This is a genomic window from Paracoccus sp. KR1-242, assembly GCF_049446195.1.
Taxonomy (GTDB): domain Bacteria; phylum Pseudomonadota; class Alphaproteobacteria; order Rhodobacterales; family Rhodobacteraceae; genus Paracoccus; species Paracoccus broussonetiae.
In genome coordinates this window covers 1-21,509 of sequence record NZ_JBMSED010000014.1, presented here as the reverse complement: position 1 = coordinate 21,509, position 21,509 = coordinate 1, and the positions used below count along the sequence as shown (strand labels likewise).

Sequence of the window (21,509 nt, the reverse complement as noted above, 5' to 3'; positions counted from 1 at the left end):
TTGCCGGTTCCGTTATTGGCGCCGCGCCCCTCCGCAGGATTCCCGCACCACCAGATGCGCGGGGATCGTCAGGTGGCGCGGCTCTGCTGCGTCGCCGTCCAGACGGGCAAGCAGCTGCGTCGCCGCAGCCCTCCCGATGCTTTCCGCGTCGATATGGACGGTCGTCAGAGATGGAATGGACAGCGCGGCCTCGGTTATGTCGTCGAAGCCGACGATGGCGAAGTCGGATCCGACCTTCAGACCCAGATCCCGCGCCGCGCGAAGTGCACCCAGCGCCATCAGGTCGTGATAGCAGATCACCGCGGTCGGCGGGTTGTCGATCGCCATGACCTCGCGCAGCAGCAGGGCGCCATTGTCCCTGGTCGGAGCCCCTGTCGGGGTCAGCGCGGGATCAAGCGGAATACCCGCCGCGGCCAGCGCCTGACTATAGCCTGCCAGTCGCTCGATCCGGGCCGACCTGCCCTCGGTCCCGCCCAGGAACCCGATTCGGCGATGGCCCAGCATCAGCAGATGGCGGGTCAGTTCCTTGGCCATGGCGGTGTTGTCGGGCGCAACGATGTCGCAGGGCAGGTTCGCAACCCAGCGCGAAACCTGGACGACGGGCCGCCCGCTCTGGATCAGCTCGGAGACGCTGTGGACATCCGTGCCCTCGGCCGGGCTGAGCAGAAGTCCATCCACCCCGTGCTCCATCAGGGTGCTCAGCTGCCGGGACTGACGCGCGCTTTGGTCCCCGGAGTTGACCAGGAACGTCATGTAGCCATGCGCGTCCAGAACGGTTTCCACCCCCGAGGCCAAGGCTGCAAAATAGGGGTTTGAGATGTCGGTGATCAGCAAGCCGATGGTACGCGACTGCCCGGTGCGCAGCTTGGCCGCGAAGCGGTTATAGCGATAGCCCGTCTTCTCGACCGCCTTGCGGACGCGTTCTCTGGTTTCCGCCGAAATCCGGCTGCCTTCCTGCAGGGCAAGACTGACCGTGGCAGTCGACACGCCCGCTTCGCGCGCGACGTCGACCAGGGCTACAGAGTTCTTCTTACGACCAGACGCCATCCACTCCCTCCCGAGTGGCGCCAACCGTCATCGCGGCCAGAAAGACGCCGGTCAAACAACTGACCGGGTTGTCGTTTCCCTGCGATATCGGCGAGGCTCCTCCCAAAGCACCAGCGATTTCGTTTATCGATTAACTTGGCATGGTGGACCTGTCAATCGATTAACTGATGGGGCGAAGCGCCTGCGTATTGACATGAGCGGGCAATGACAAATGGCCGGAGCAATGCCCGGCCATTTGCAGCATTTCCAATAACTCAGTGAACGCGGTCGGCGATCTCGGTTTCCCGCTGGGGGATGCCGTTGAAGAGAAGGTTCAGCAGCAGGGCCGAGAACGTGCCGACCAGGATACCGCTATGGAAGATTTCCTGGATGAATTTCGGAGTCCGGTCGAACATGGTCGGCGCGATCAGGGGAATCATGGACAGCGCCAGGCTGACCGCGACGATATAGATGTTTCGCCGGTTCTGCACGAAATCGACCCGCGCCAGAATCTTGACCCCGGTTGCCGAAACCATCCCGAACATCACCAGCGCCGCCCCACCGATGACATAGCTGGGGATCGAGGCCGAGATGAAGGCAACCTTGGGCAGGCAGCCCAGCAGGATCAGGATCACCGCGCCGGCCGCCACGACGAAGCGGCTGAGAACCCCGGTGATCTGAAGCAGCCCGACGTTCTGGGCATAGGTGGTATAGGTGAAGGTGTTGAAGATGCCGCCGATGATATTGCCGATCCCATCCGTCCGCAGGCCGCGGGCCAGGCGCTCTTCCGAGATCTTCTGTCCGGCCATGTCACCGATTGCCAGGAACTGCCCCGTCGCCTCGATCATCATCACGATCATCACCAGGCTCAGCGCGATGGTGCCCGACAGGTTGAACACCGGGGCACCGAAGGCGAAGGGTGTCACGATGCTGACCCAATGCGCATCCCCGACGCCCTGAAAATCGACCCGCCCCGCCGCGATGGCGACAATGAAGCCCAGCGTGATGCCGAACAGCACGGCGAGGTTGGCATAGAATCCCCGGCAGAAGCGCGTCACCAGCAGGATCGTCAGCAGCACCAGCGCGGCGACCGACAGCGCAAAGGGATCGCCATAGGCCGGGTTCGGGACCACGCCCTCGGCCGTGCGGATCGTGGGGTTGCCCCCGGCCGCCCAGTTGATCCCCACCCGCATCAGCGACACGCCGATCACCAGCATCACCGTGCCCGTGACGACCGAAGGGAAGAACCGCGCCCATTTGCCAAAGAACCAGGCTGCGATGACGGTGAAGACACCCGAACCGATCGCGGCACCAAAGACGCCGGGCATCCCCAGATCGGGATTGCTGCCGATCCCTATGATGATCGGCACGGCGGTGAAGCTGATGCCCATCATGACCGGCAGGCGCGCCCCGAATTTCCATATCCCAAGGCACTGGATCAGGGTCACGATACCGCAGCAGAACAGGTCCGCACTGACCAGAAGCGCGACCTGGTCCTTGGTCAGGTTCAGCGAATGGCCGATCAGCAGCGGCACCGCGACCGCACCGGCATACATCACCATCACATGCTGCAGACCCAGCGCGAACAGCTTGGGAACCGGCATCATTTCCTCGATGGGATCGGGGACCGCCGCGGCCGCCGAGACCTTGCCTGCATCCCCTGCTTTTCTTCTTTCGTCCTCCCAGACCACGGCCTTTGCTTCCAGGGTCCCGCTCATGTCTCTTCCCCTCCCCGACAACGTGAAAATCCTGCATGTCCTCCTCATGCAGGGATCATTCTGGCGGGAAGGAAATTCATTTATCAATCGGCACAATTTACTTTATTAATCTAGTATCCTTATGAATGTTAAGTATGGAACCGACACTCAAACAGTTCAGGGCCTTTGTCGCGGTGGCCGAAACCGGACAATTCACCCGCGCGGCAGAACGGTTGGGTCTGTCGCAATCCGCCGTCAGCACGCTGATCGGCCAGCTTGAGACCAATCTTGGGTTGCGGCTGTTTGACCGCCACACCCGGCTTTTGCGGTTGACGCAGGCCGGGACCGAGGCCCTGGCCGTCGCCCGCCAGGCGGTCGGAGATCTGGACCGGTTGGTCGAGAACGCTCGCGAGCTGAACGATTTCAGCCGCGGGCGCGTGACCATCGCCTCGGGCACGCTACAGGCGGCGCTGACCTTGCCGCGTCTGATCAAGGGGTTCCATCTGCGCTATCCCAATATCGACGTCTCCATGCATGACGTCCCCGAGCGGGTGGTCATCGAGATGGTCAAGTCCGGGGCCGCGGATCTGGGGCTGGGCACGGTTTCCGAGCGCGACAGCGAGGTTGTGGGGACCGAACTGCTGACCGACGCATTTCTGGTTGTGATGCGCCCCGAACATCCGCTGGCACAGCGCAGCGCCTTGCGCTGGCAGGATCTGGCCGAGGAAACGCTGATCGGGCCCCAGCGCGGCAATCCGATCCGCGAAAGGCTTGAGGCCGAAATGGCGCGGATCGGAATGGAGTTGAAGCTGCATCGCTCGCTTCAGGTCGCGCTGCCCCTGACGATCATCGGCATGGTCGAGGCGGGACTGGGCGTGGCCGTCATGACCTCGACCGTCAAGCCTTTGGCCCACAGCGTCGGGCTGGTGACGATCATGCCGTCCGAGCCGGTGATCGCGCGCAAGATCTCGTTGATCCAGCGCAGCGACAATTCACTCGCGCCCGCCTGCCGGCTGTTTCGCGAATTCGTGCAGCGCGCAATCCAGACCTCACCGCGCGGCTTATCAGCCTAGGGGCAAGAACATTGGGCCGACGGCACGACCGCCGGCCCGTTGGCGTCAACAGGTCTTGTCTTCGGCAGCCTTGCTGCGCAGGCCGTTCAAGACATCCTCGGGCGTGATCGGATAGTGGTGGAACCGCACGCCGATCGCGTCGTAAACCGCGTTGGCAATGGCCGGACCGATGGCGATGATCGGATCCTCGCCCACCCCCTTGGCGCCCCAGGGACCGCCCGGATCCGGCGCCGCCTCAAGGATGATGGTCTGGATATCCGGCATGTCCATGGAAAGCGGCATCTTGTAATCCACCAACCCCGCATTCAACGACCTGCCGTTGGAGCGGTCGATGATGTAATCCTCGGTCAGGGTATGGCCGATCCCCTGCTGGATGCCGCCTTCGATCTGACCTTGGGCGGCAATGGGGTGGATCACGCGCCCCACATCATGCACGGGCATCACCTTGCGGCATTCGATGATGCCGGTTTCGGTATCCACCGCGACCTCGACGAAATGGGCCGCGAAGGAATAGGACTTGGTGGGATTGTAGCTGCCGGTGTCAATCAGGTGCTCCGCCGGAATCCCCCGAGAGGGGCCCATCGCCTCGAACACGGTCAGCGACTGACCGGGCTTGCCGTCGACAGTGATGATGCCGTCGACCATCTGAAGATGCTCGACCTGTTCCTGCAATTTCTCGGCAGCGCGGGCCAGAACCCTCGCCCGCACCTTGGCCGCCGCGATCCGCGCGGCCGAGCCGACGAGATAGGTCGTATGACTGGCGAAGGCACCGATATCCCAGGGTACGACATCGGTGTCCCCATGCACGACCGAGACCGATTCAAAGGTCACGCCCAGTTCCTCGGCCACGATCTGCGCCAGCGCGGTATGCGCCCCGGTGCCTAGGCCGGCGGCGCCGGTCAGCAGGGTCACGCTGCCATCCTCGTTCATCTTGACGGTCGCATTGCCCTGTTCCTTGATGCCGGGATAGGCTGACGATCCGTGCATTTCGCAGCCGACCCCCCAACCCTTGCGGATGGCGGGGTGCAGCGGGTCGCTGCGATCAGGATTGTCGCGCGTGGCCGCCCAGTCGAAGGCCTTGATGCCGTGGCTGATGCAGGCTTCCAGCCCGCGGCCAATGATCGGATGGCCCGACGGCGCGATGTCGCCCTCGCGTACCGCGTTCCGCAGGCGCATCTCGGCGGGGTCGATGCCAAGTTTTTCGGCCGCCTCGTCCATTTGGATATCCAGCGCGAAATAGGTCTGGACCACGCCATAGCCGCGATATGCCCCTGCAATGGGCGTGTTGGTATAGACCGCGCGCCCGTTCACCCGCACGTTCTCGACCCGGAAAAGCGAGGTGGCCGAGAAGGTGCCGACTGTGGTGACACCGGGACTGTGCGAGCCATAGGCCCCGGATTCATAGATGATCTGCATGTCGCGGGCGACCAACGTGCCGTCCTTGCGGAACCCCTGTTTCAGCTTCAGCTTGAAGGGGTGGCGCGAACGGCCAGCGATGAAGGTCTCGCGCCGGGTAAATTCCATCTTGACCGCGCGGCGGCATTTCTTGGCCAGCAGCGCGCACAGGAATTCGTGCTGGAACAGGTCCTGCTTGGCCCCGAATCCCCCGCCCATGTGATCCACCAGAACGCGGACCTTGTTCAGAGGCAAGCCCAGCACCTCGGCCAGCGCACCGCGCACCATGAAAGAGGTCTGGGTCGAGGTCCAGAAGGTCAGCTTGTTCGACCCGTCCCAGTCCGCGACGCAGATATTCGGCTCCATATAGGTCGGGACCGGCCGGCCGCCCTCGAACTCGCCTTCCAGGATCAGGTCGGCCTTGGCAAAGCCGGCATCGACATCGCCACGTTCGACATGGACGGGTGGGATGACTAGGTTGCCGCCCGGGCCGACCTCGTGGATCTGTGGTGCGCCGGGCAGCTGGGCGCTGTCCACGTCGTAAACACCGGGCAGCGGCTCGTATTCAACCTCGATCAGGTCCAGCGCCTCGTCGGCGATCTCCTCGCTGATGGCAGCAACGGCAGCGACGCCTTCGCCCCAGAAGCGGACCTTGTCCTCAAGGATATACTGGTCCTTGGTGCAAGAGGCCGAGCGCGGGTGCGGCGATCCGTAATGCAGCACTTTTGGCACGTCATGGTGGGTCAGAACCGCCTTGACGCCGGGATAGGCCAGCGCCTTCGACACGTCGATATGCTTGATGCGCGCGTGGCCGATCTCGGAGCGCTTGATCTTGCCGTGCAAAAGACCCGGCCAGTGGTAGTCGCCCGTATACTTGCCCTTGCCCGTGACCTTTTCGATCACGTCGGCGCGCTTGACGCTTTTGCCGACGATGCGGAAATCCTGCTTGGTCATCGGCTCAACCCTCCGCCGAGATGGGTTCGCGACGCTTGATCCGGATTTCGGTCCGGCAACCACAACCACAGCCTGCCGCATCCGCGGAGCTGGCCGCCGCCATGCGCTGACCGGCGGTGCGGATCGCCTCGAAGATCTTCGTGTAACCGGTGCAGCGGCAGATGTTGCCCGACAACCCGAAACGGATTTCCTCATCCGTGGGCAGCGGGTTCTGGTCCAGCAGGTTCTTGGCCATCATCAGGATGCCGGGCGTGCAGAAGCCGCATTGCGAGGCCCCGTGCTCCATGAACGCCTCCTGCAGGGGGTGCAGGTCGTCGGGGCCGGATTGCAGCCCTTCGACAGTGACGATCCGGGCGCCCTGCGCCTCGGCCGCCAGCATCAGGCAGGCATTGACCGGCTCGCCGTTCACCATGACGGTGCAGGCCCCGCAATCGCCGACATCACAGCCCTTCTTGGTGCCCGTCAGGCCCAGTTCCTCGCGCAGCGTGTCCAGAAGCGAACGATAGCCGTCCACGCTGGCGCTACGCGCCTCGCCATTGACGGTGAACTCCAGATGAATTTTCGTCATGCCGCGACCTCCTGGGCTTGCGAGACCGCACGCCGGGTCAAAACCCCGACCATTTCGCGCCGATACTCGGCCGAGCTGCGGACATTGCTGATCGGCGTGCATTCCTGCATCGCCTGCTCTGCGGCGGCGGCGACGGTCGCCGCGTCCAGTTTCGATCCGACCAGAAGCGCTTCGGCCAGGGGTGCCCGCAGCACAACCGGACCGACTGCGCCAAGGGCGATACGCGCGCCCGTGCAGACACCGCCCGCTGTGTCCAGGCTGACGGCGACGCCGACAGTGGCCAGTTCCATCGCCTTGCGGCGGCCATGCTTGATATAGGCGCGCAGGCTGCCCGGCATGGGCGCGGGAACTGTCACCGCCACCACGATTTCGCCCTTTTCCAGCACCGAGCGGCCGGGACCGGTGAAGAACTCGGCCATCGGGATCGAGCGTCCGCCGCCGATGCGATAGGTCTCGACGCTGGCGCCATCCGCGATCAGCGGCGGAATGGTATCGGCAGACGGCGAGGCGCGGCAGATGTTTCCGATCACCGTCGCGCGGTTGCGCACCTGAATCGAGGCAAGCTGGCGCAGCGCGGCCCGCAGGTTCGGATAATGCGCGATCACCGCTTCGGATGCCTCAAGCTGGCCCGCGGTCACCAGCGCCCCAAAGCGCAACCCGCCCGTGTCAGAATAATCGATCCGATCCAGACCCGGCACGCGCTTGATGTTCACCAGGTGCCTGACCTCGCGCAGACGTTCGCGGATCTCGACGAACAGGTCGGTGCCGCCGGCCAGGAAAAAAGCCCCCTCGCCCAGTGTCGTCAAAAGCGTTGACGCCTCCTCCAGGGTCATCGGCTCGTGGTACTCAAATCTCCGCAATTCGCCCTCCTCCGGCTCATTGGTCTGATGTTTGGCCGCTTACCGTTCGGGGCTACGCCGGGATGTCCTTTCCTAAGCGCCAGCGATTTCGCGCAGGAATTCACGCTCGAGCTGACGCAAAAGCTCAGTATTGGCCGCTTCGGCCGCAATGCCGTCGCCCTGCTGAAGGGCGGCAAGCGTCTTGGTATGGGCAATGACGCCGGAAAACAGTGACGGCCCCTTCGGGGTCTGCGCCCCCAGCAGCGGCTGGCAATCGATCAATTCACGCATGAAGCGCGCGATGGTCGCATTGCCCGCCATCTCGGTGAAGGCGATGTGGAACTCGCGCGAGAAATGCCGCGCCTCGGCAATCATGCCCTCGTCATAGGCCGCTGCCTCTTGCCGCAGGATCTCCATCAGGCGTTCCGATCCCGGCTGGTCCAGGCGGTCCGCCAGCATCCGCAGTGCCGCGCCCTCATTGATGATGCGGGCCTGCATGATCTCTCGCGTGGTCTTGGGCGAACATTGGGTGACGGTGGCACCACGATTCGGCGTCAGTTCGACCAGTCCCGCCTGCGACAGTCGCAGCAGCGCGTTGCGCACTGCCTGCCGGTTGGCGCGCGCGGCTTCAGTCAGCTCGCGTTCGACCAGCCGGTGTCCGGGCGGGGTCACATGCTGCTGAATGCCCTGCATGATCAACCGGACCACCCGCGCCTCGGCCGCGCTGCCACTTTTGGTGCGGCGGGCCATGTCGTCGTTTTCACCAGGAAAAAAGGTCTCAGCCATGCCATCACCAGATTGTCGACAATTTATAGCTTGCGTGGAGCGGGAAACATTGTCAACAATTCAGTCACACCCGCTCATCATGGCCAAGGCAGACGAGCGAAGCTGGACACCATGATCAGGAGGCTTCGTGATACAGAACCCCCACGCCTTCGTGGCCGCCCGCAGTCGCCACCCCGCCCTGCTTGATCCATGGGAAGCTGCTTTGGAGTTCGGTCCCGGCACTGTGATGACGGTGATGACCGAAACGCAGGGCCCGGCCTATCGTCGCCGCGGCGCGTCCATGGCCCTGGCCGCGGACGGTCGCATCGCGGGGGCGCTGAGTTCGGGCTGCATCGAGGCTGACCTGATGGTCCATGCGCGGCGGGTCCGTGACGATGGCCAGACGATCCGTCTGCGTTATGGCGAGGGCTCTCCCTTCCTTGATCTGCGCCTGCCCTGTGGCGGTGCCATCGAGGTGATGCTGTTCCTGCTGCGCGATCATGAGGCCCTGGTCGAGTTGTCCCGGATGCGCGCCGCGCGACGCCATGTCGCGCTGACGCTGTCGGATAGCGGGCGGCTTTGCCTTGGCGAAGGTCGGGGACTGGCGCTGTCCTTCCGGGCCGGACTGCGCTTCGTCATCTTCGGTGCCGGACCAGAGGCGGCGGTCTTTGCCGAACTGGTGCATTCGCTGCATCATGACCACATGCTGCTGTCGCATGAAGACCAAAGCCTGGCGCTGGCCGAAGGGATGGGCTGCAATGTCCGCAGGCTTGGCCCCCTGCCCGACATGGATGAGTTGATGCCGGACGAACGCTGCGCGGCGGTGCTTTTCTATCACGATCACGATCATGAGCCCGCGATCCTGCGCCAGGTTCTGGCCCGGCCCGCCTTCTATATCGGCGCGCAGGGCAGCCGGGCCACGCAAAGGAACCGCCTCAGTCAGCTGGCGGAACTGGGCGTTCCGGCCGCCGACTGCACCCGCGTGCGCGGTCCGATCGGTCTGATCCCCTCGGCCCGCGATCCGGGGCAGCTTGCGATTTCGGTCCTGGCCGAAGTCATGGCCGCAGCCGGTGACACGATCAGCGCCCGGCGTGTGACATGAGATATGTCGCGGCATTGCTGGCGGCGGGGCGGTCGGTCCGCTTCGGCGACAGCGACAAGCTGCTGGCCCCCTGGCGGGGCAGGCCACTGGTCAGCTGGGCGGCAGAGGCCTTGGCCGAAGCGGATGTGGCCGAGCGGGTCGCGGTGGTGTCTTCGCCCCAGGTCGCCGACATTCTTCCCAATGGCTTCACGCGCCTGACAATCGCCCCCGGCCTGCCCATGTCCCGTTCATTTCGGCTGGCGCTGGATCATGCACGGCGGACGGGTGCGGACGGGTTGCTGCTTGCCTTGGGCGACATGCCGAATATCGACGCCGCGCTTCTGGAGCGACTGTTGGGGATGCCCGCGGGCGGGGCCTGCACCGACGGGCGGTCGCGTCTTCCGCCCGCCTTCATTCCTGCGGCCGCATTCGCCACCGCCCTCTCCGATCACGAAGGCGATTTCGGCGCCCGCGCATTCATTGCCCAGCTGCCCGATGACCAGCTGATCCACATTGCCGCCGCACAAGCCTTGGACGTAGATCGCCCCGAGGATCTTGGCCCGCTGGGTTGACCGCATCGCCGTCGAATTCAAAGAGTTTGGTATGGAGAAGATCGACATTCGGCAGTTCAACCTGAGGGTGCTGCGATATTTCATGGTGCTGGCCGAAGAGCTGCATTTCGGCCGCGCGGCTGCGCGCTTGAACATGTCCCAACCGCCGCTGAGCCAACAGATCCGTCAACTGGAGGAGCAGTTGGGCGCCGAATTGTTCATCCGCAGCCATCAGGGGGCGGTGCTGACCCCGACCGGGGAAGCCTTCCGCGCACAGGTGCCACTGGTCTTCGAGCAATTGGAAAAAGCCGTCAATGTCGCGCGACTGACCGCGCGCGGGCAGCTGGGCAGGTTGGACATCGGGGTCACAAGTTCGTCCCTGGTTGGCACGGTTCCCGCTGCGCTGGAAGCGTTCCGTATCCGTCACCCCGAAGTCGAATGGCAGCTCCACGAGGCGACCCCGCAGCGCCAGACCGAGGCTTTGCTGGACAAGCGATTGGATGTCTGCCTGTTCCGCCTGCCACCGGATATCGCCGGCGCCAAGAACGAAATCATCATGCACGAAGACCTGATGGTCGCTCTGCCCAGCTCGCACCGGCTGGCGAACCGCTCGGCCCTGGCGCTGGAGGATTTGCGCGACCAGCCCTTCGTCATGTTCGGGCTGGACCAGTCACGCTTTGCCGGGTTCCTGTATCAATGCTGCGTGCAGGCCGGCTTCACCCCCCAGATCCGCCAGCAGGTGGTCGAAGTGCAATCGCTGCTGAGCCTTGTCGGCGCGAATATGGGGGTGGCGCTTTTGCCGGCAACGATTCGGCGTCTGGCGCAGCCGAATGTCGTCTTTCGGAAGATTGTCCCGCATTCGCCTCAGGTGCCGCTTTACGCGATCTATCGCGACGAGCCCCCCTCGCCCACGCTGGGAAATTTCCTGACCATCCTGCGACGAATGGCACCTCAGCCACCGGGCTCCACACCGCGCGAAACCCCGCGATAGGGCCTATTGAGCGGCAAAGCGTTGCAGGATCATCTCGCGCAAAAGCGAGGCCGCGGGCGAAAGCGAACGATAGCGGTGCTGAAGCAGGCCGACCTCGCGACCGATATCCGGCTCGACCAGACCGACCGAACGCACGCGCACGTCCGAAGTCAGCAGCCGAGAGTTTTCAGGCAGAACCGACACCCCCATCCCGGCCGAGATCATGCTGATCGCGGTCGAGGAAAAGCGCACCTCGTAGCTGGGGCGAAAATCGGGGACGACCTGGATCATCGTGCGCACGACGATCTCGCGCAGGGGGTTTTCCTGCGCCAGGACGATCATCCTTTCGCCTTCCAGATCGGCCCAGCGGACCTTTCTTTGCCGCGCGAGCGGATGATCAGCATGGCAGATCAGCATCAGGCGGTCATGGGTCACGGGGGTCGAGGTCAGTTCGGGGTCTTCGTCGACCTGCGTGCCAATGGCAAGATCGACCTCATTCCGCTTCAAGGCCAAGCGGATCCGTTCTTCGGGCATGTCGCGTAATTGCACGGTGACGCCGGGATGCAGGCGCAGGAACTCGGCCAGAAGCGGGGGGACGATGGTCGCGGCCAGAACGATCGCTGCAGCGATCGTCACCTGGCCACTTTTCAGCGCGGCGCTGTCGCGCACGCTGCGGGTGGCCTGGTCCAGATCCTCCAGCACCTTGCGGGCCTGGGGCAGAAATTCCTGCCCCATGACCGAAACGCTCACCATGCGCGTATGGCGGTCGAACAGCCGCACCCCCATTTCGCTTTCAAGTTCGCGGATCAGGATGCTGACGGCCGATTGCGTCAGCCCCAGATGATTGGCCGCCAGATTGAAACGCCCAAGCTCTGCCACTGCGAGAAAGGCGCGCAACTGGCGAAGCGTGATGTTCATGCTGCCCGCCCGGTCGTTATCCTGTGGTCAGCAAGATGACTTGGCGGGAACGGGGGTTGCAACCTCCTGCGCGCATTCGACCGCAGGTTTCTTGCCCGCCATCATCAGGCCCACCTCTTCAAGACGGCTGCGATCCGGTGGCACTTCGCCCAGAATCTCGGCATGGCACATGACCAGGATACGGTCGCAGACGGCGAAAAGCTCCTCCAGCTCGGTCGAGATCAGCAGGATGGCGCGACCGGCATCGCGCTGGCGCAACATCTCTTGCAGGATGAACTCGATCGCGCCGATGTCGATGCCGCGCGTCAGTTGGCTGACAAGAATGAAATCCGGGTCGCGTGCCAATTCCCGTGCCACGACCAGCTTTTGCTGGTTGCCGCCGGACAGGTTCCCGATCCTTTCGGTTTCATCCGGGGTCTTGATACGGAAGCGTCGGATCAGCGAACGGGTGTGTTCGATGATCCGACGCCTCTGCAACATGCCCCGCCGCGCAAAGGGCGCGGCATCATGGCAATGCAGGATCGCGTTCTCTGCCAGGTTCAGCGGCAAGAGGATGCCCATCTTGTGCCGGTCTTCGGGGACATGGGCGAACGAACGGGCGTTGATCTGGGCCGGGCTGAGGCCCGTGATGTCTTGCCCGTCCAGTTCGATCCGCCCGCTTTCCACCGGCAGCAACCCCGCCAGCGCAAGTGCCAGCTCGGTCTGGCCGTTTCCTGAAACGCCTGCAATGCCGACGATCTCTCCCCTCCGGACGGTCAGGTCGACATTCTTCAGCGCTGGCAAACCCAATTCGCTTTGGACGTTCAGGTTGCTGACCGACAGCACCACCTCACCGGGTTTGGATGGGCCGCGCGGCAGTTCCATCAGGACATCGCGCCCGACCATCAGCCGCGCCAGTTCGCGCGGATCGGTGTCCATGACACGTGTCGTATGCACCACCCGACAGTCGCGCATGACACTGATCCGATCCGAGACCCGCATCACCTCGTCCAGCTTGTGCGAGATGAAGATGATCGTCTTGCCGTCGCGGACCAGCTCGCGCATCAAAATCAGCAGCCGGTCGGTTTCCTGAGGCGTCAGAACCGCCGTCGGCTCATCCAGGATCAACAGGTCCACGCCGTGAAACAGGACCTTCAGGATCTCGACCCGCTGCTGTTCGCCGACCGAAAGATCCTCGATCACAGCGTCGGGACGCACGTCCAGCCCATAGCGGTCGCTGAGTTCGCGGATGCGGGCATGCACCGCACCCATGTCGCGGATCAGACGCAGAGGGCTGCCCTGACCCAGCACATAGTTCTCGGCGACGGTCAGGTTTGGAACCAGCATGAAGTGTTGATGCACCATGCCGATGCGGTGCCTGCGCGCCTCGCGTGGCGAGGACAGGTGAAGCGGTTGACCCTTGTAGGTGATCTCGCCGCTATTCGGACGCAGGATGCCGAAAAGGATGCTCATCAGCACGCTTTTGCCGGCGCCATTCTCGCCCAGAAGTGCGTGGATCTCGCCCTGCTCGACCTCCAGCGTGACGCCATTGCTGACCATGAGGCTGCCGAACGACTTATGGATGTCGTCCATCTTCAGAAAGGGTTGGGCATTCATCTTCCTACCTCTCGCCATAGGGCACGCCCAGCTTGCGCGGGGCGAAATTCTTGCCGCGCACGATCACCAGCGCCAGGATGGTCATGACATAGGGCAGCACCTGCAGCGCCTGATACGGGATGTTCAGCATCGGCTGGGCCTGAAGCTGCAGTTGCAGCGCATAGAAGACCCCGAAAAGCAGCGAGACAAAGAACGCCCCGATTGGCGACCAGCGGGCAAAGACCACCACGGCCAGCGCGATGAACCCCCGACCCGAGGTCATGCCCTCGACAAACTGGTTGGAGTGGCCAAGCGTCAAGAAGGCTCCGGCAAGGCCCGCCAGCGCGCTGCCGATCACGACAGCGCCGTAGCGATAGGCCCCGACACTGCGACCCGCCACGTCCACGGCCTTGGGATGATCCCCCACCGCGCGCAGCGTCAGGCCAAAGCTGGTGCGATACAGCAGGATCGCCGCAAGGATCGCGACGGGTATGGTCGCATAGACGATGAGGTTCTGGCGAAACAGCGCCTCGCCAAGGAATGGCAGATTGCTCAGGACGGGAAGATGCACGGGCTTGGCGATCTCGACCCCCATCCCGGTCGAGACGTAATAGGTCCGGAACAGAAACCCCGTCAGGCCCAGCCCCAGCATGTTGATCGCGGCGCCGACAACGATCTGGTCGGCTTTCACCGTGATCGTGAAAAAGCCGAAGATCAGCCCGAAAATCATTCCGGCCAGAATGCCTGCCGCCAGTCCAAGGGCAAGGTTCCCGCTGGCGAAGGCCGCCGCAAAGCCGCAGAAGGCCCCCGTGGCCATCGTGCCCTCGATCCCGATATTCAGGACCCCTGCCCGTTCCGATATGACCTCGCCGATCGAGGCGAAGATCAGGGGCGTCGCCAGCCGCCAGGCCGCGCCGATCAGGGTCGCGAAGAACCCCAGCGTAATCGCTTGATCCATTGCCTATACCCTCTGTTACCGGTTGCGCCGCAGCTTCAGCGCAGCGAAGGAAACCACCGACAGGATGACGACGCCCTGAATGACCGAGACCAGCACCTGCGGGACCTGCGAGGTGATCTGCATCAGTTCCGAGCCCGAGCGCAGCACGGCGAAAAGCGTGCCCGAGAGAATCGCGCCCAAGGGGTTGTTGACGGCGAGCAGCGCCACCGCGATCCCCTCGAACCCGTAGCCGGGCGAGATGTTCTGGTAGAGGCGGTGGGTGACGCCCGCGACCTCGAACGCGCCGGCAAGGCCTGCCATTGCGCCACTGATGCACATGGCGATCAGCATCTTGCGGCCCGCGTTCATGCCCGCATAGCGCGCCGCGTTCGGATTGATCCCGACGACACGCGTCGCATAGCCAGCGCTGGATTTATAAAGATAGATGTAAAGCACCAGTGCCAGAACCAGCGCCACCGCCAGCCCGATATGCAACCGGGTGCCGGGGATCAGGTCGGGGATATAGGCTTCACGGAAAAGGCGCGGCGACTGCGGATAGGTCGCCTTGCTGTCCTTCATCGGGCCAGTGACCAGCCAGCTTGTCCCGATCAGCGCGATATAGTTCATCATGATCGTGGTCACGATCTCGCTGGCGCCGAAGCGGACCTTGAGCCAACCGGCGATCCCGGCCCATAAAGATCCGCCCAACGCGCCCGCCAGCATCACCAGCGGAACATAGATCCAGGCGTCAAGGCCCGAAAAGCTGGTCCCGACCAGGGTCGCCGTGACGGCCCCGGCATAGAACTGACCCTCGGCCCCGATGTTCCACATGTTGGCACGGAACGCGACACATAGCCCGGCCCCGATCAGGATCAACGGCACGGCCTTCAGCAATACCTCGGACACCGAGCGGAGATCCTGGAAGACCCCAAGCAGCATCACGTTGATCACGTCCCACCCGTTGAAACCGCTGATGAAAAGCAGCACGGCGCCAAATGCCAGCGCGATGGCGACGGCAACGATGGGAAAAAGCGCAGCGAGCAGCGCATCGCGCAACGCCTGTGCCGTTCGGCGCAGCGGGTCAGGCCCCGAGAGCCCCCGCCCCGATTGTTCTATCTGCGTCATGAGCAAGAAACTCCCTGCAAGTTATGACGCCGCGACACCTGTTGGTGCCGCGGCCTTCACATCATTGCGGCATCGTGTCGATCTTGCCCGCCGAGATATCGGCGACGACGGCGGCAACATCCTTGCGAATATCCTCGGGCACGCTGACCTGGGGATTGTCGTCGCGGAAATGGAAGCTGATGACCTTGGGATCCTTGAGGCCGAAGGCAACATTGGTGGTCGGAGCATTGCCTTCGCGGATCGCGCGCACCACCTCGACGACACCTTGCGCGTAATCAGCGACGTAAAGCCCCAGGATGTTCTTCGGCGCGACCCCGGTGAAATCGGTATAGATGCTGAAGCTTTTGACCTGATCTCCCGCCTCGGCAATGCCCTGATAGGCCCCGACCGTCGCGCCCGAGGCGTTCGGGACGACAAAATCGGCCCCTTGGGCAATCATGCTGAGCGCGGCTTCCTTGGTCGCCGCGGTATCGGTGAAATTGCCGATATAGGCTTCGCTGACCTGGAACTCCGGATTGACGCTTTTCGCCCCTGCCTTGAACCCCGCGAAGGCCTGCTGGATCGGCGGGATCTCCATGCCGCCGATCAGTCCGGCTTTCTTGCCCATCTTCGCCGCAATCACCCCCATCAGGTAGAAGGGCTGGCTGGTATCGGTGTTCAGGCCGATGACATTGCCTTCGTGAATGTCGCTGGACGAGATCAGGAAAGTGGTATCAGGAAAATCCGGCGCCACCTCCAGCGCGGCATCCTGCAGTTCGAAGCCGTGGCCCAGGATGATCTGATAGCCTTGGCTTGCATAGTCGCGGAACGCTTTCTCGAATGAGGCCGGGTTCTGTTGCAGCTCGACATAGCTGACCTTCGCGCCGAGTTGCTCTTCGACGCCTTTCAGCGCGTTGTATCCGATGCGGTTCCACCCCTCCTCGGACACCGAACCGGGGACCAGCAGGCCCATCTTGAACTCATCAGCCATGGACGCGCTCGCACCCAGGCTAAGCGCGGCCACTCCGATAGCTCCCGCAAGAGCCGTGTGCCGAAAATCGAACAGATTCATATTGCCACTCCCCGTTAAAATCGTTCTCCCGCCGGATTTCTTCCTGTTTCGGGGCAGGCGGCTGATGGGTAGCGGCGTTCAGGATCATTGCCCGTTCACCCTGTAAGGATGCCCAGCACCCTCCCAGGCGATCCGATCACTGCAAGGCGAAGCCCGCGCCGTGTTCCCATCCCAGCCGAACGGAACAAGTCCGCCCGACCGTCTCCATCCCCTTGGCCATTCCGGTCAATTCAAGGGTAAGAAGCGCGGGATTATTTGGGCAAATTCATTATTATCATCAATTATGAAGATATTCGAAACTATCTGATTGGGGCTGTGCGTCAGAATGAGGGGCACCGGTCCTCCTTGTGTGGAATTCCAAGGCGGAAAGTAGGCAAGGCTCGTTGCATAGTGTATCCGCATTTTTATTCACTTATGCGGATCACCAAGGCGGCGCCTTCCACGTTCCTCTGCGGATCCTCCCGTCTGACTGGGTATGTTCGAAAGCAGTGAATTTCCGCGCGGAGGCGCTGGGTTCGCCCCCATCGATGGCGTAATGTCGCAACCACTCCTGCCTTCGCGCACAAGCGACTTCAAAATTGCCAGTTGGCAATTTTCCTAAAGCGGGTTCTTCTCAGCATAGCTACGAAAGAATGCAAGGAAAGCGCGATCGGGATCTCTTGCTGGCTCCCTCCCCGCGGCCCAGGCGCGCCACTCACCCTCTACGAAGTAGATGTCATAGCCAGGGTGGCGAAGACGCGCCGTCTCATACGTCGAAGTATGAAGCGGGACCCCGCGGGAATCCAGCCAGGCCGGACGGGGCCGAACTTCCGGTGCAGGTTCGACCGAGACATGTTCGGTCTTGCCCTCGACCCGGACCCGCCGGCCTACCTTGGAGAATTGCAACGCCCGATCAGCGGCGCCCGATGCATCGCCGTCCTTTCGCCACCAGCGAAGTTCGACATGTGTCACCGCCCTGCCCGTCTTGATCGCCACGATCTCGACCATGAAATCCGAAAGCGCGTTCACTTCGGCCACCGCGGGATCGATGGCCCGCAACTTGAGGTTCGACCAGCTGGTCAGCTTGCCCTTGGGAACCCCCATGATGCCACGCAGTGCTTCCAAGGTGAACTTCTCGGACGCCTTCCAACGAAGATTCCCGCGCTTTTGCACCATCTCATAAAGCGTCAGCGCGTATTTCGACGACAATGCGAACATCACTTCACGCTGCAGGCGCGCAAAGACCTGACTGTTGCGAATGATTTTTCGCAAGCGCGCCGGAATCTCGTATTCCAACAGGCCGTCAGCGCGTCCACTTTCCAGGTTACCGCCGAGCAGTTGCACTCGCTCGACCGCGGGCTCCCCGTCCCAGATCACCGCGACCTTGACGATAGCTGACATCAGACGTTCAAGGCTATCGCCCACCCGGTCGTTCGAGTTATGACTGCCCCGCAGGACCGATTTCGCAATCAGATGCGTTACCGGTTTGTCGATCGCATCCCAGGCATTCTCCAGAAGCTGGTTGTAGATCCTTCGGTCGTTGAGGCTAAGCGGAGTGACCTCAATCAGATCAACCAGCTCTCCGGGCTTGATGAGGCTCTCGGCATTCGGTCTTGCCTCAATCGTGCGAATTTTGCCCTCAGCCATATCCGTTACCTCACAACCCTTACGTTTGTATCGCTGATGAGGTAAGATTTCAACTAGGTTGATAGTTCGCCAGGCAACCTCACCCAGAATGTAAGGCAAGTCGGCGGGCATGGCAGGCAAGTGATTCGCAGTGTCTTGCTTTTAAAAGAGAAAAATCAGGCATTCGACCACAGATTACGACGCACCCGATCTGTAAGGTTTTGCACCTCCCCGAAAGGTAAGGCAATCTCGCCCGATTCGTAAGGAATCTCGCCCAAGAAGTAAGGCAAATCATCCCAACAAGTATGAGGACGGAGAATTTTGGCATGAGATTCAATGGTTTCATCTAGATGAATCTGGAATCTTATGAATCCGAACAAACATGGTTGTTCATACTATCCACAGAAAGGAAGGATCCTTCTTAGGGCTGCGCTCCAAACCTTACAAATTGGGCGCTGGAACGCGTGTCCTACCGTGTTAATGGCTTATCGTGGCGAACCTCGCATCTGCAAAGGCCCAATCGGAAACTATCGGCTTTTCCTCCATTCATGTCCGAAATCCGAACTTTACCCGTTCTTGCGGTTGCGACATACTCTCGCAAACTGCACATAAGTCAGGCCATCATGACACCAGTCCTCCCCCCCGTGACGTTGGATGAACTTGGCGTACTCAGCCGCCGCGCAACGACGGTAATCGAAAGATTGCGCGAACGCGTCTTTGCCCCCGGCACACAAAAACGTCTGGACCTGATCTACAATGTTCGCACAGCCGCCGAAATGGTCGGGAGGTCGGAGAAGGCAATCCGCGACGCGGAAGCTGACGGTCGCTTGCCCGAGCCTGCAAAGGACGAAGCAACGGGTCGCCGCAACGGCTACTCTCTGGCCGAGGTCAACCGGATGCGGGAGGTTTTCGGAACCTTGCCCCATCGCACGGCCGAGGATCCCCCGCTGATCCTGGCGGTTCAGAACTTCAAGGGCGGCGTCGGCAAATCAACGGCTGTCGTCCACCTGGCGCAGTATTTCGCATTGAAGGGCTACCGGGTCTGCGTCGTCGACTGCGATTCCCAGGCTTCGACAACGGCGGTGTTCGGGCTCAATCCCGATGTCGACATCGACGAAGAAGAAGACACGCTCTATCCCTTTCTGCAGCACGGGGGGCCGAAGACCCTGCATTATGCCTTGCGTGCGACCTATTGGCCGGGAATCGCGCTGATCCCCGCCAACCTTGGCCTTTATGATGCCGAGTATGAGTTTGCCGCCCGCATGGCCCGTGATCCGGCATTCATCCTGGATCGCCTACGTGAAGGGGTTGCTTCAATCGCCGACCAGTTCGATATCGTTCTGCTGGACCCACCACCTGCCTTGGGGATGCTTTCGCTGTCGGTGCTGCGCGCAGCCAACGCTTTGCTAATCCCCGCGCCCCCGAACAACATCGATTTCGCCTCCACTGCCCACTTCCTGAAGATGATGGAGGCCACTTTGGCTGAACTCGCGCGCCACGGCGGGCAGCGCGAATACAGCTTCATCCGGATCCTGACCAGCAAGATGAACGATCAGAAATCGGCGCATCAGGCGATCAAGCGGATGATGGATGCGGTTTTCCCGCAGGATATGCTGAGCGCGGTGTTGAAGGACTCGGCGGAGATCGACAATGCAACAGCAAATCTGATGACCGTTTATGAGCTGACCGGTCCCGCCAGCAGGACCGAGACGCATAAGCGCTGCCGGGCCTATCTTGATGCCGTGGGGCGCGAGGTCGAGTTGCTGGCCAGAAAGACCTGGCCCAGCCATCATCAAAACCTGCGTAAGGAGGGGCTGCTGTGAGCAAGCGACACAATGCGATTTTTGACGACGTCCTGAAAGACATTTCTGACGGGGCTGGGGCGGAGAAGGCCGGGACCCGCTTTCTGAAGCGTTCGAATGCGCTTGCCGAAAGTGGTGAACGTGAAGAGAAGCTGCTGCGCTGGGTGGATCCCGAGCGGTGCGCCATGTGGCATCGGCACAACCGTGCCTATGATTTGCTGAACGAGGGTAACTGCCGTGACCTGATCGACAGCATCCGCGCGCAGGGCCAACAGGAATTTCCCGCGATCGTGCGCAGGCTGCCGGCGGGGCAGGGGGCGGAGTACGAGGTCATCTGCGGAGCGCGGCGCCATTTCGCGGTGTCGTGGTTGCGCGCGAACAATTATCCGCAATTTCGGTATCTGATCGAGGTTCGCGATCTCAGCGATGAAGAGGCATTCCGCCTCGCCGACATCGAGAACCGGGATCGGGCCGATCTGTCCGATTATGAGCGGGCGCGGGATTACCTTCAGGCGCTCGAGCTTTATTATGGTGGCAAGCAGAAGGCGATGGCGGCCCGGTTGGAAGTCTCGGAGGCGTGGTTGTCGCGCTATCTGTATCTGGCCCGCTTGCCAGAGGAAGTGGTTCAGGCCTGGCCGCAGATCACCGATCTGAAAGAACTTCACGCGAGGGGTCTGCGCCCGCTTCTGCAAGAGGCAGGCGATAGGGTGCTGGCTGAAGCCCGATCGATTGCCGCTCAGCAGATCGAGGCACGAGCGGGGCAGGGGGCGCTTATCCCGGTGTCGAAGGTGCTGCATCGTCTTCAGGTCGCTGCGAATGGCGAGAAACCGGCGCCCGAGCGGCGTACGTTTGGTGAAGCCAAAGATGCGCAAGTCACGATGCAGCGCCGCGGCGACAAGATCCGGCTGGAGTTCAAAAGCGGCATTTCCGAAGCCGCGCTGCGGATCGCGCTTGACGAGTTCCTTCGAAGCGAGATCTTAGCGAAGTAGGAAATTGCCAATTGGCAATCTTCTGTTTTTCCGGGGCCAAGAATGTACCGCGTGGTGTGCGGTCAGCGAGTTGACACCTTGAGGGCATCACCATCGCGGCGTCCTGCGATCTATTAGTGGCTGTGTATGCACCGAGAGCATGCCGCGATCACCTTAGTTTCCTCATCTCATCCTTTTTCGCCACTCACGCTTGGGCGGCGCGTTGTTTTGCCTGTCGAGCCTTTAGCGGTGGCCTGCGATATGCGAGTCGAGGGGTAGGGGTTCTTGTCTCCGTGCACTGGCTTTGGGCGCTGAAGCTGTGGGAATCGAAGCCGTTGACGATGCTGGGTTTGATTCTGGTGCTTTTGGCCCTGCGTTTGCTGAGGTTTCTGCCCAGGGCGGGCCGGAGCGCGGCGCGGCGTGCGGGTGCGTGATCCGCTGTCGCAATCTACCTCTGCCGCATCACCGATCCGGCGGAGGAGACATTACCGTTTATAATCAACAAGTTGCAATTTAATATCTATTTCCGTCACTTTTGCCCTTGCGGGTATTTGGGTTGGTCCGTAAATACCCGCTCACCGAGACGGCGACGCTGGCTCGGGACGGGAT

The 21,509-nt window shown here is 62.1% G+C and carries 18 protein-coding genes; 6 read left to right on the top strand and 12 right to left on the bottom strand.

Going from position 1 to position 21,509, the window contains the following annotated elements:
* Positions 1-12: 12 nt before the first annotated feature.
* The gene (locus ACO2Q4_RS19675; protein WP_423321339.1) at positions 13-1,047 is read right to left on the bottom strand and encodes a LacI family DNA-binding transcriptional regulator; all 1,035 of its coding nucleotides are present in this window, start codon (positions 1,045-1,047) and stop codon (positions 13-15) included.
* Between the two features lie 254 nt (positions 1,048-1,301).
* Positions 1,302-2,744: a nucleobase:cation symporter-2 family protein gene (locus ACO2Q4_RS19670; RefSeq protein WP_311761633.1), complete on the bottom strand. Its 1,443-nt coding sequence runs from the start codon at positions 2,742-2,744 to the stop codon at positions 1,302-1,304.
* Positions 2,745-2,878: 134 nt separating this feature from the next.
* Here ACO2Q4_RS19670 and ACO2Q4_RS19665 point away from each other — a divergent pair, with 134 nt between their 5' ends.
* Positions 2,879-3,796 (top strand): LysR family transcriptional regulator, encoded by a 918-nt coding sequence (locus ACO2Q4_RS19665; protein WP_395135856.1) that lies wholly within the window; start codon positions 2,879-2,881, stop codon positions 3,794-3,796.
* Between the two features lie 45 nt (positions 3,797-3,841).
* On the opposite strand, the gene ACO2Q4_RS19660 is transcribed toward ACO2Q4_RS19665, so the two are convergent.
* From ACO2Q4_RS19660 to ACO2Q4_RS19645, 4 genes are all read right to left on the bottom strand, one after another.
* Positions 3,842-6,145, bottom strand: a complete 2,304-nt coding sequence (locus tag ACO2Q4_RS19660; RefSeq protein ID WP_423321336.1) for a xanthine dehydrogenase family protein molybdopterin-binding subunit — start codon at positions 6,143-6,145, stop codon at positions 3,842-3,844.
* 4 nt (positions 6,146-6,149) lie between these two features.
* A complete protein-coding gene (locus tag ACO2Q4_RS19655; protein ID WP_423321334.1) occupies positions 6,150-6,713 on the bottom strand; it encodes a (2Fe-2S)-binding protein in 564 nt (187 codons plus the stop codon).
* The gene (locus ACO2Q4_RS19650) at positions 6,710-7,573 is read right to left on the bottom strand and encodes an FAD binding domain-containing protein (protein ID WP_423321333.1); all 864 of its coding nucleotides are present in this window, start codon (positions 7,571-7,573) and stop codon (positions 6,710-6,712) included. The genes ACO2Q4_RS19655 and ACO2Q4_RS19650 overlap by 4 nt, the downstream gene beginning before the upstream one ends.
* A gap of 72 nt (positions 7,574-7,645) precedes the next feature.
* Positions 7,646-8,338 (bottom strand): GntR family transcriptional regulator, encoded by a 693-nt coding sequence (locus tag ACO2Q4_RS19645; RefSeq protein WP_311761638.1) that lies wholly within the window; start codon positions 8,336-8,338, stop codon positions 7,646-7,648.
* Between the two features lie 127 nt (positions 8,339-8,465).
* Between ACO2Q4_RS19645 and ACO2Q4_RS19640 the strand changes: the two genes are divergently transcribed.
* From ACO2Q4_RS19640 to ACO2Q4_RS19630, 3 genes are read left to right on the top strand one after another with little or no spacing between them, the layout of a single operon-like run.
* Positions 8,466-9,419, top strand: a complete 954-nt coding sequence (locus ACO2Q4_RS19640) for an XdhC family protein (RefSeq protein WP_423321331.1) — start codon at positions 8,466-8,468, stop codon at positions 9,417-9,419.
* Entirely contained in the window at positions 9,416-9,970 is a 555-nt protein-coding gene (locus ACO2Q4_RS19635) for a nucleotidyltransferase family protein (protein ID WP_423321329.1), read from the top strand. The genes ACO2Q4_RS19640 and ACO2Q4_RS19635 overlap by 4 nt, the downstream gene beginning before the upstream one ends.
* Positions 9,971-10,001: 31 nt before the next feature.
* A complete protein-coding gene (locus ACO2Q4_RS19630) occupies positions 10,002-10,940 on the top strand; it encodes a LysR substrate-binding domain-containing protein (protein ID WP_395135867.1) in 939 nt (312 codons plus the stop codon).
* Between the two features lie 3 nt (positions 10,941-10,943).
* Here ACO2Q4_RS19630 and ACO2Q4_RS19625 read toward each other — a convergent pair whose 3' ends face one another.
* The 6 genes from ACO2Q4_RS19625 to ACO2Q4_RS19600 form a co-directional block, all read right to left on the bottom strand.
* Positions 10,944-11,837 carry a LysR family transcriptional regulator gene (locus tag ACO2Q4_RS19625; RefSeq protein ID WP_311761642.1) on the bottom strand — a complete coding sequence of 298 codons (894 nt, stop codon included), beginning with the start codon at positions 11,835-11,837 and terminating at the stop codon, positions 10,944-10,946.
* A 27-nt stretch (positions 11,838-11,864) separates the two neighbouring features.
* The gene (locus ACO2Q4_RS19620) at positions 11,865-13,433 is read right to left on the bottom strand and encodes an ABC transporter ATP-binding protein (protein ID WP_423321326.1); all 1,569 of its coding nucleotides are present in this window, start codon (positions 13,431-13,433) and stop codon (positions 11,865-11,867) included.
* Positions 13,434-13,437: 4 nt separating this feature from the next.
* Positions 13,438-14,370 (bottom strand): ABC transporter permease, encoded by a 933-nt coding sequence (locus tag ACO2Q4_RS19615; RefSeq protein ID WP_311761644.1) that lies wholly within the window; start codon positions 14,368-14,370, stop codon positions 13,438-13,440.
* Positions 14,371-14,385: 15 nt separating this feature from the next.
* The gene (locus ACO2Q4_RS19610) at positions 14,386-15,474 is read right to left on the bottom strand and encodes an ABC transporter permease (protein WP_423321324.1); all 1,089 of its coding nucleotides are present in this window, start codon (positions 15,472-15,474) and stop codon (positions 14,386-14,388) included.
* A gap of 61 nt (positions 15,475-15,535) precedes the next feature.
* A complete protein-coding gene (locus tag ACO2Q4_RS19605; RefSeq protein WP_423321323.1) occupies positions 15,536-16,444 on the bottom strand; it encodes a BMP family protein in 909 nt (302 codons plus the stop codon).
* Positions 16,445-17,122: 678 nt separating this feature from the next.
* Positions 17,123-18,151 (bottom strand): replication initiation protein, encoded by a 1,029-nt coding sequence (locus ACO2Q4_RS19600; RefSeq protein ID WP_395135872.1) that lies wholly within the window; start codon positions 18,149-18,151, stop codon positions 17,123-17,125.
* A gap of 602 nt (positions 18,152-18,753) precedes the next feature.
* Here ACO2Q4_RS19600 and ACO2Q4_RS19595 point away from each other — a divergent pair.
* The gene (locus tag ACO2Q4_RS19595) at positions 18,754-19,953 is read left to right on the top strand and encodes an AAA family ATPase (protein ID WP_395135873.1); all 1,200 of its coding nucleotides are present in this window, start codon (positions 18,754-18,756) and stop codon (positions 19,951-19,953) included.
* A complete protein-coding gene (locus ACO2Q4_RS19590) occupies positions 19,950-20,921 on the top strand; it encodes a ParB/RepB/Spo0J family partition protein (RefSeq protein WP_395135874.1) in 972 nt (323 codons plus the stop codon). The genes ACO2Q4_RS19595 and ACO2Q4_RS19590 overlap by 4 nt, the downstream gene beginning before the upstream one ends.
* Positions 20,922-21,509 lie beyond the last annotated feature (588 nt).

Coding starts and splice junctions, on each gene's coding strand:
- ACO2Q4_RS19620 (WP_423321326.1), bottom strand. CDS start 13,433: ATGAATGCCCAACCCTTTCTGAAGATGGACGACATCCATAAGTCGTTC.
- ACO2Q4_RS19595 (WP_395135873.1), top strand. CDS start 18,754: ATGACACCAGTCCTCCCCCCCGTGACGTTGGATGAACTTGGCGTACTC.
- ACO2Q4_RS19645 (WP_311761638.1), bottom strand. CDS start 8,338: ATGGCTGAGACCTTTTTTCCTGGTGAAAACGACGACATGGCCCGCCGC.
- ACO2Q4_RS19635 (WP_423321329.1), top strand. CDS start 9,416: ATGAGATATGTCGCGGCATTGCTGGCGGCGGGGCGGTCGGTCCGCTTC.
- ACO2Q4_RS19615 (WP_311761644.1), bottom strand. CDS start 14,370: ATGGATCAAGCGATTACGCTGGGGTTCTTCGCGACCCTGATCGGCGCG.
- ACO2Q4_RS19655 (WP_423321334.1), bottom strand. CDS start 6,713: ATGACGAAAATTCATCTGGAGTTCACCGTCAATGGCGAGGCGCGTAGC.
- ACO2Q4_RS19660 (WP_423321336.1), bottom strand. CDS start 6,145: ATGACCAAGCAGGATTTCCGCATCGTCGGCAAAAGCGTCAAGCGCGCC.
- ACO2Q4_RS19675 (WP_423321339.1), bottom strand. CDS start 1,047: ATGGCGTCTGGTCGTAAGAAGAACTCTGTAGCCCTGGTCGACGTCGCG.
- ACO2Q4_RS19610 (WP_423321324.1), bottom strand. CDS start 15,474: ATGACGCAGATAGAACAATCGGGGCGGGGGCTCTCGGGGCCTGACCCG.
- ACO2Q4_RS19605 (WP_423321323.1), bottom strand. CDS start 16,444: ATGGCTGATGAGTTCAAGATGGGCCTGCTGGTCCCCGGTTCGGTGTCC.
- ACO2Q4_RS19630 (WP_395135867.1), top strand. CDS start 10,002: ATGGAGAAGATCGACATTCGGCAGTTCAACCTGAGGGTGCTGCGATAT.
- ACO2Q4_RS19665 (WP_395135856.1), top strand. CDS start 2,879: ATGGAACCGACACTCAAACAGTTCAGGGCCTTTGTCGCGGTGGCCGAA.
- ACO2Q4_RS19670 (WP_311761633.1), bottom strand. CDS start 2,744: ATGAGCGGGACCCTGGAAGCAAAGGCCGTGGTCTGGGAGGACGAAAGA.
- ACO2Q4_RS19600 (WP_395135872.1), bottom strand. CDS start 18,151: ATGGCTGAGGGCAAAATTCGCACGATTGAGGCAAGACCGAATGCCGAG.
- ACO2Q4_RS19625 (WP_311761642.1), bottom strand. CDS start 11,837: ATGAACATCACGCTTCGCCAGTTGCGCGCCTTTCTCGCAGTGGCAGAG.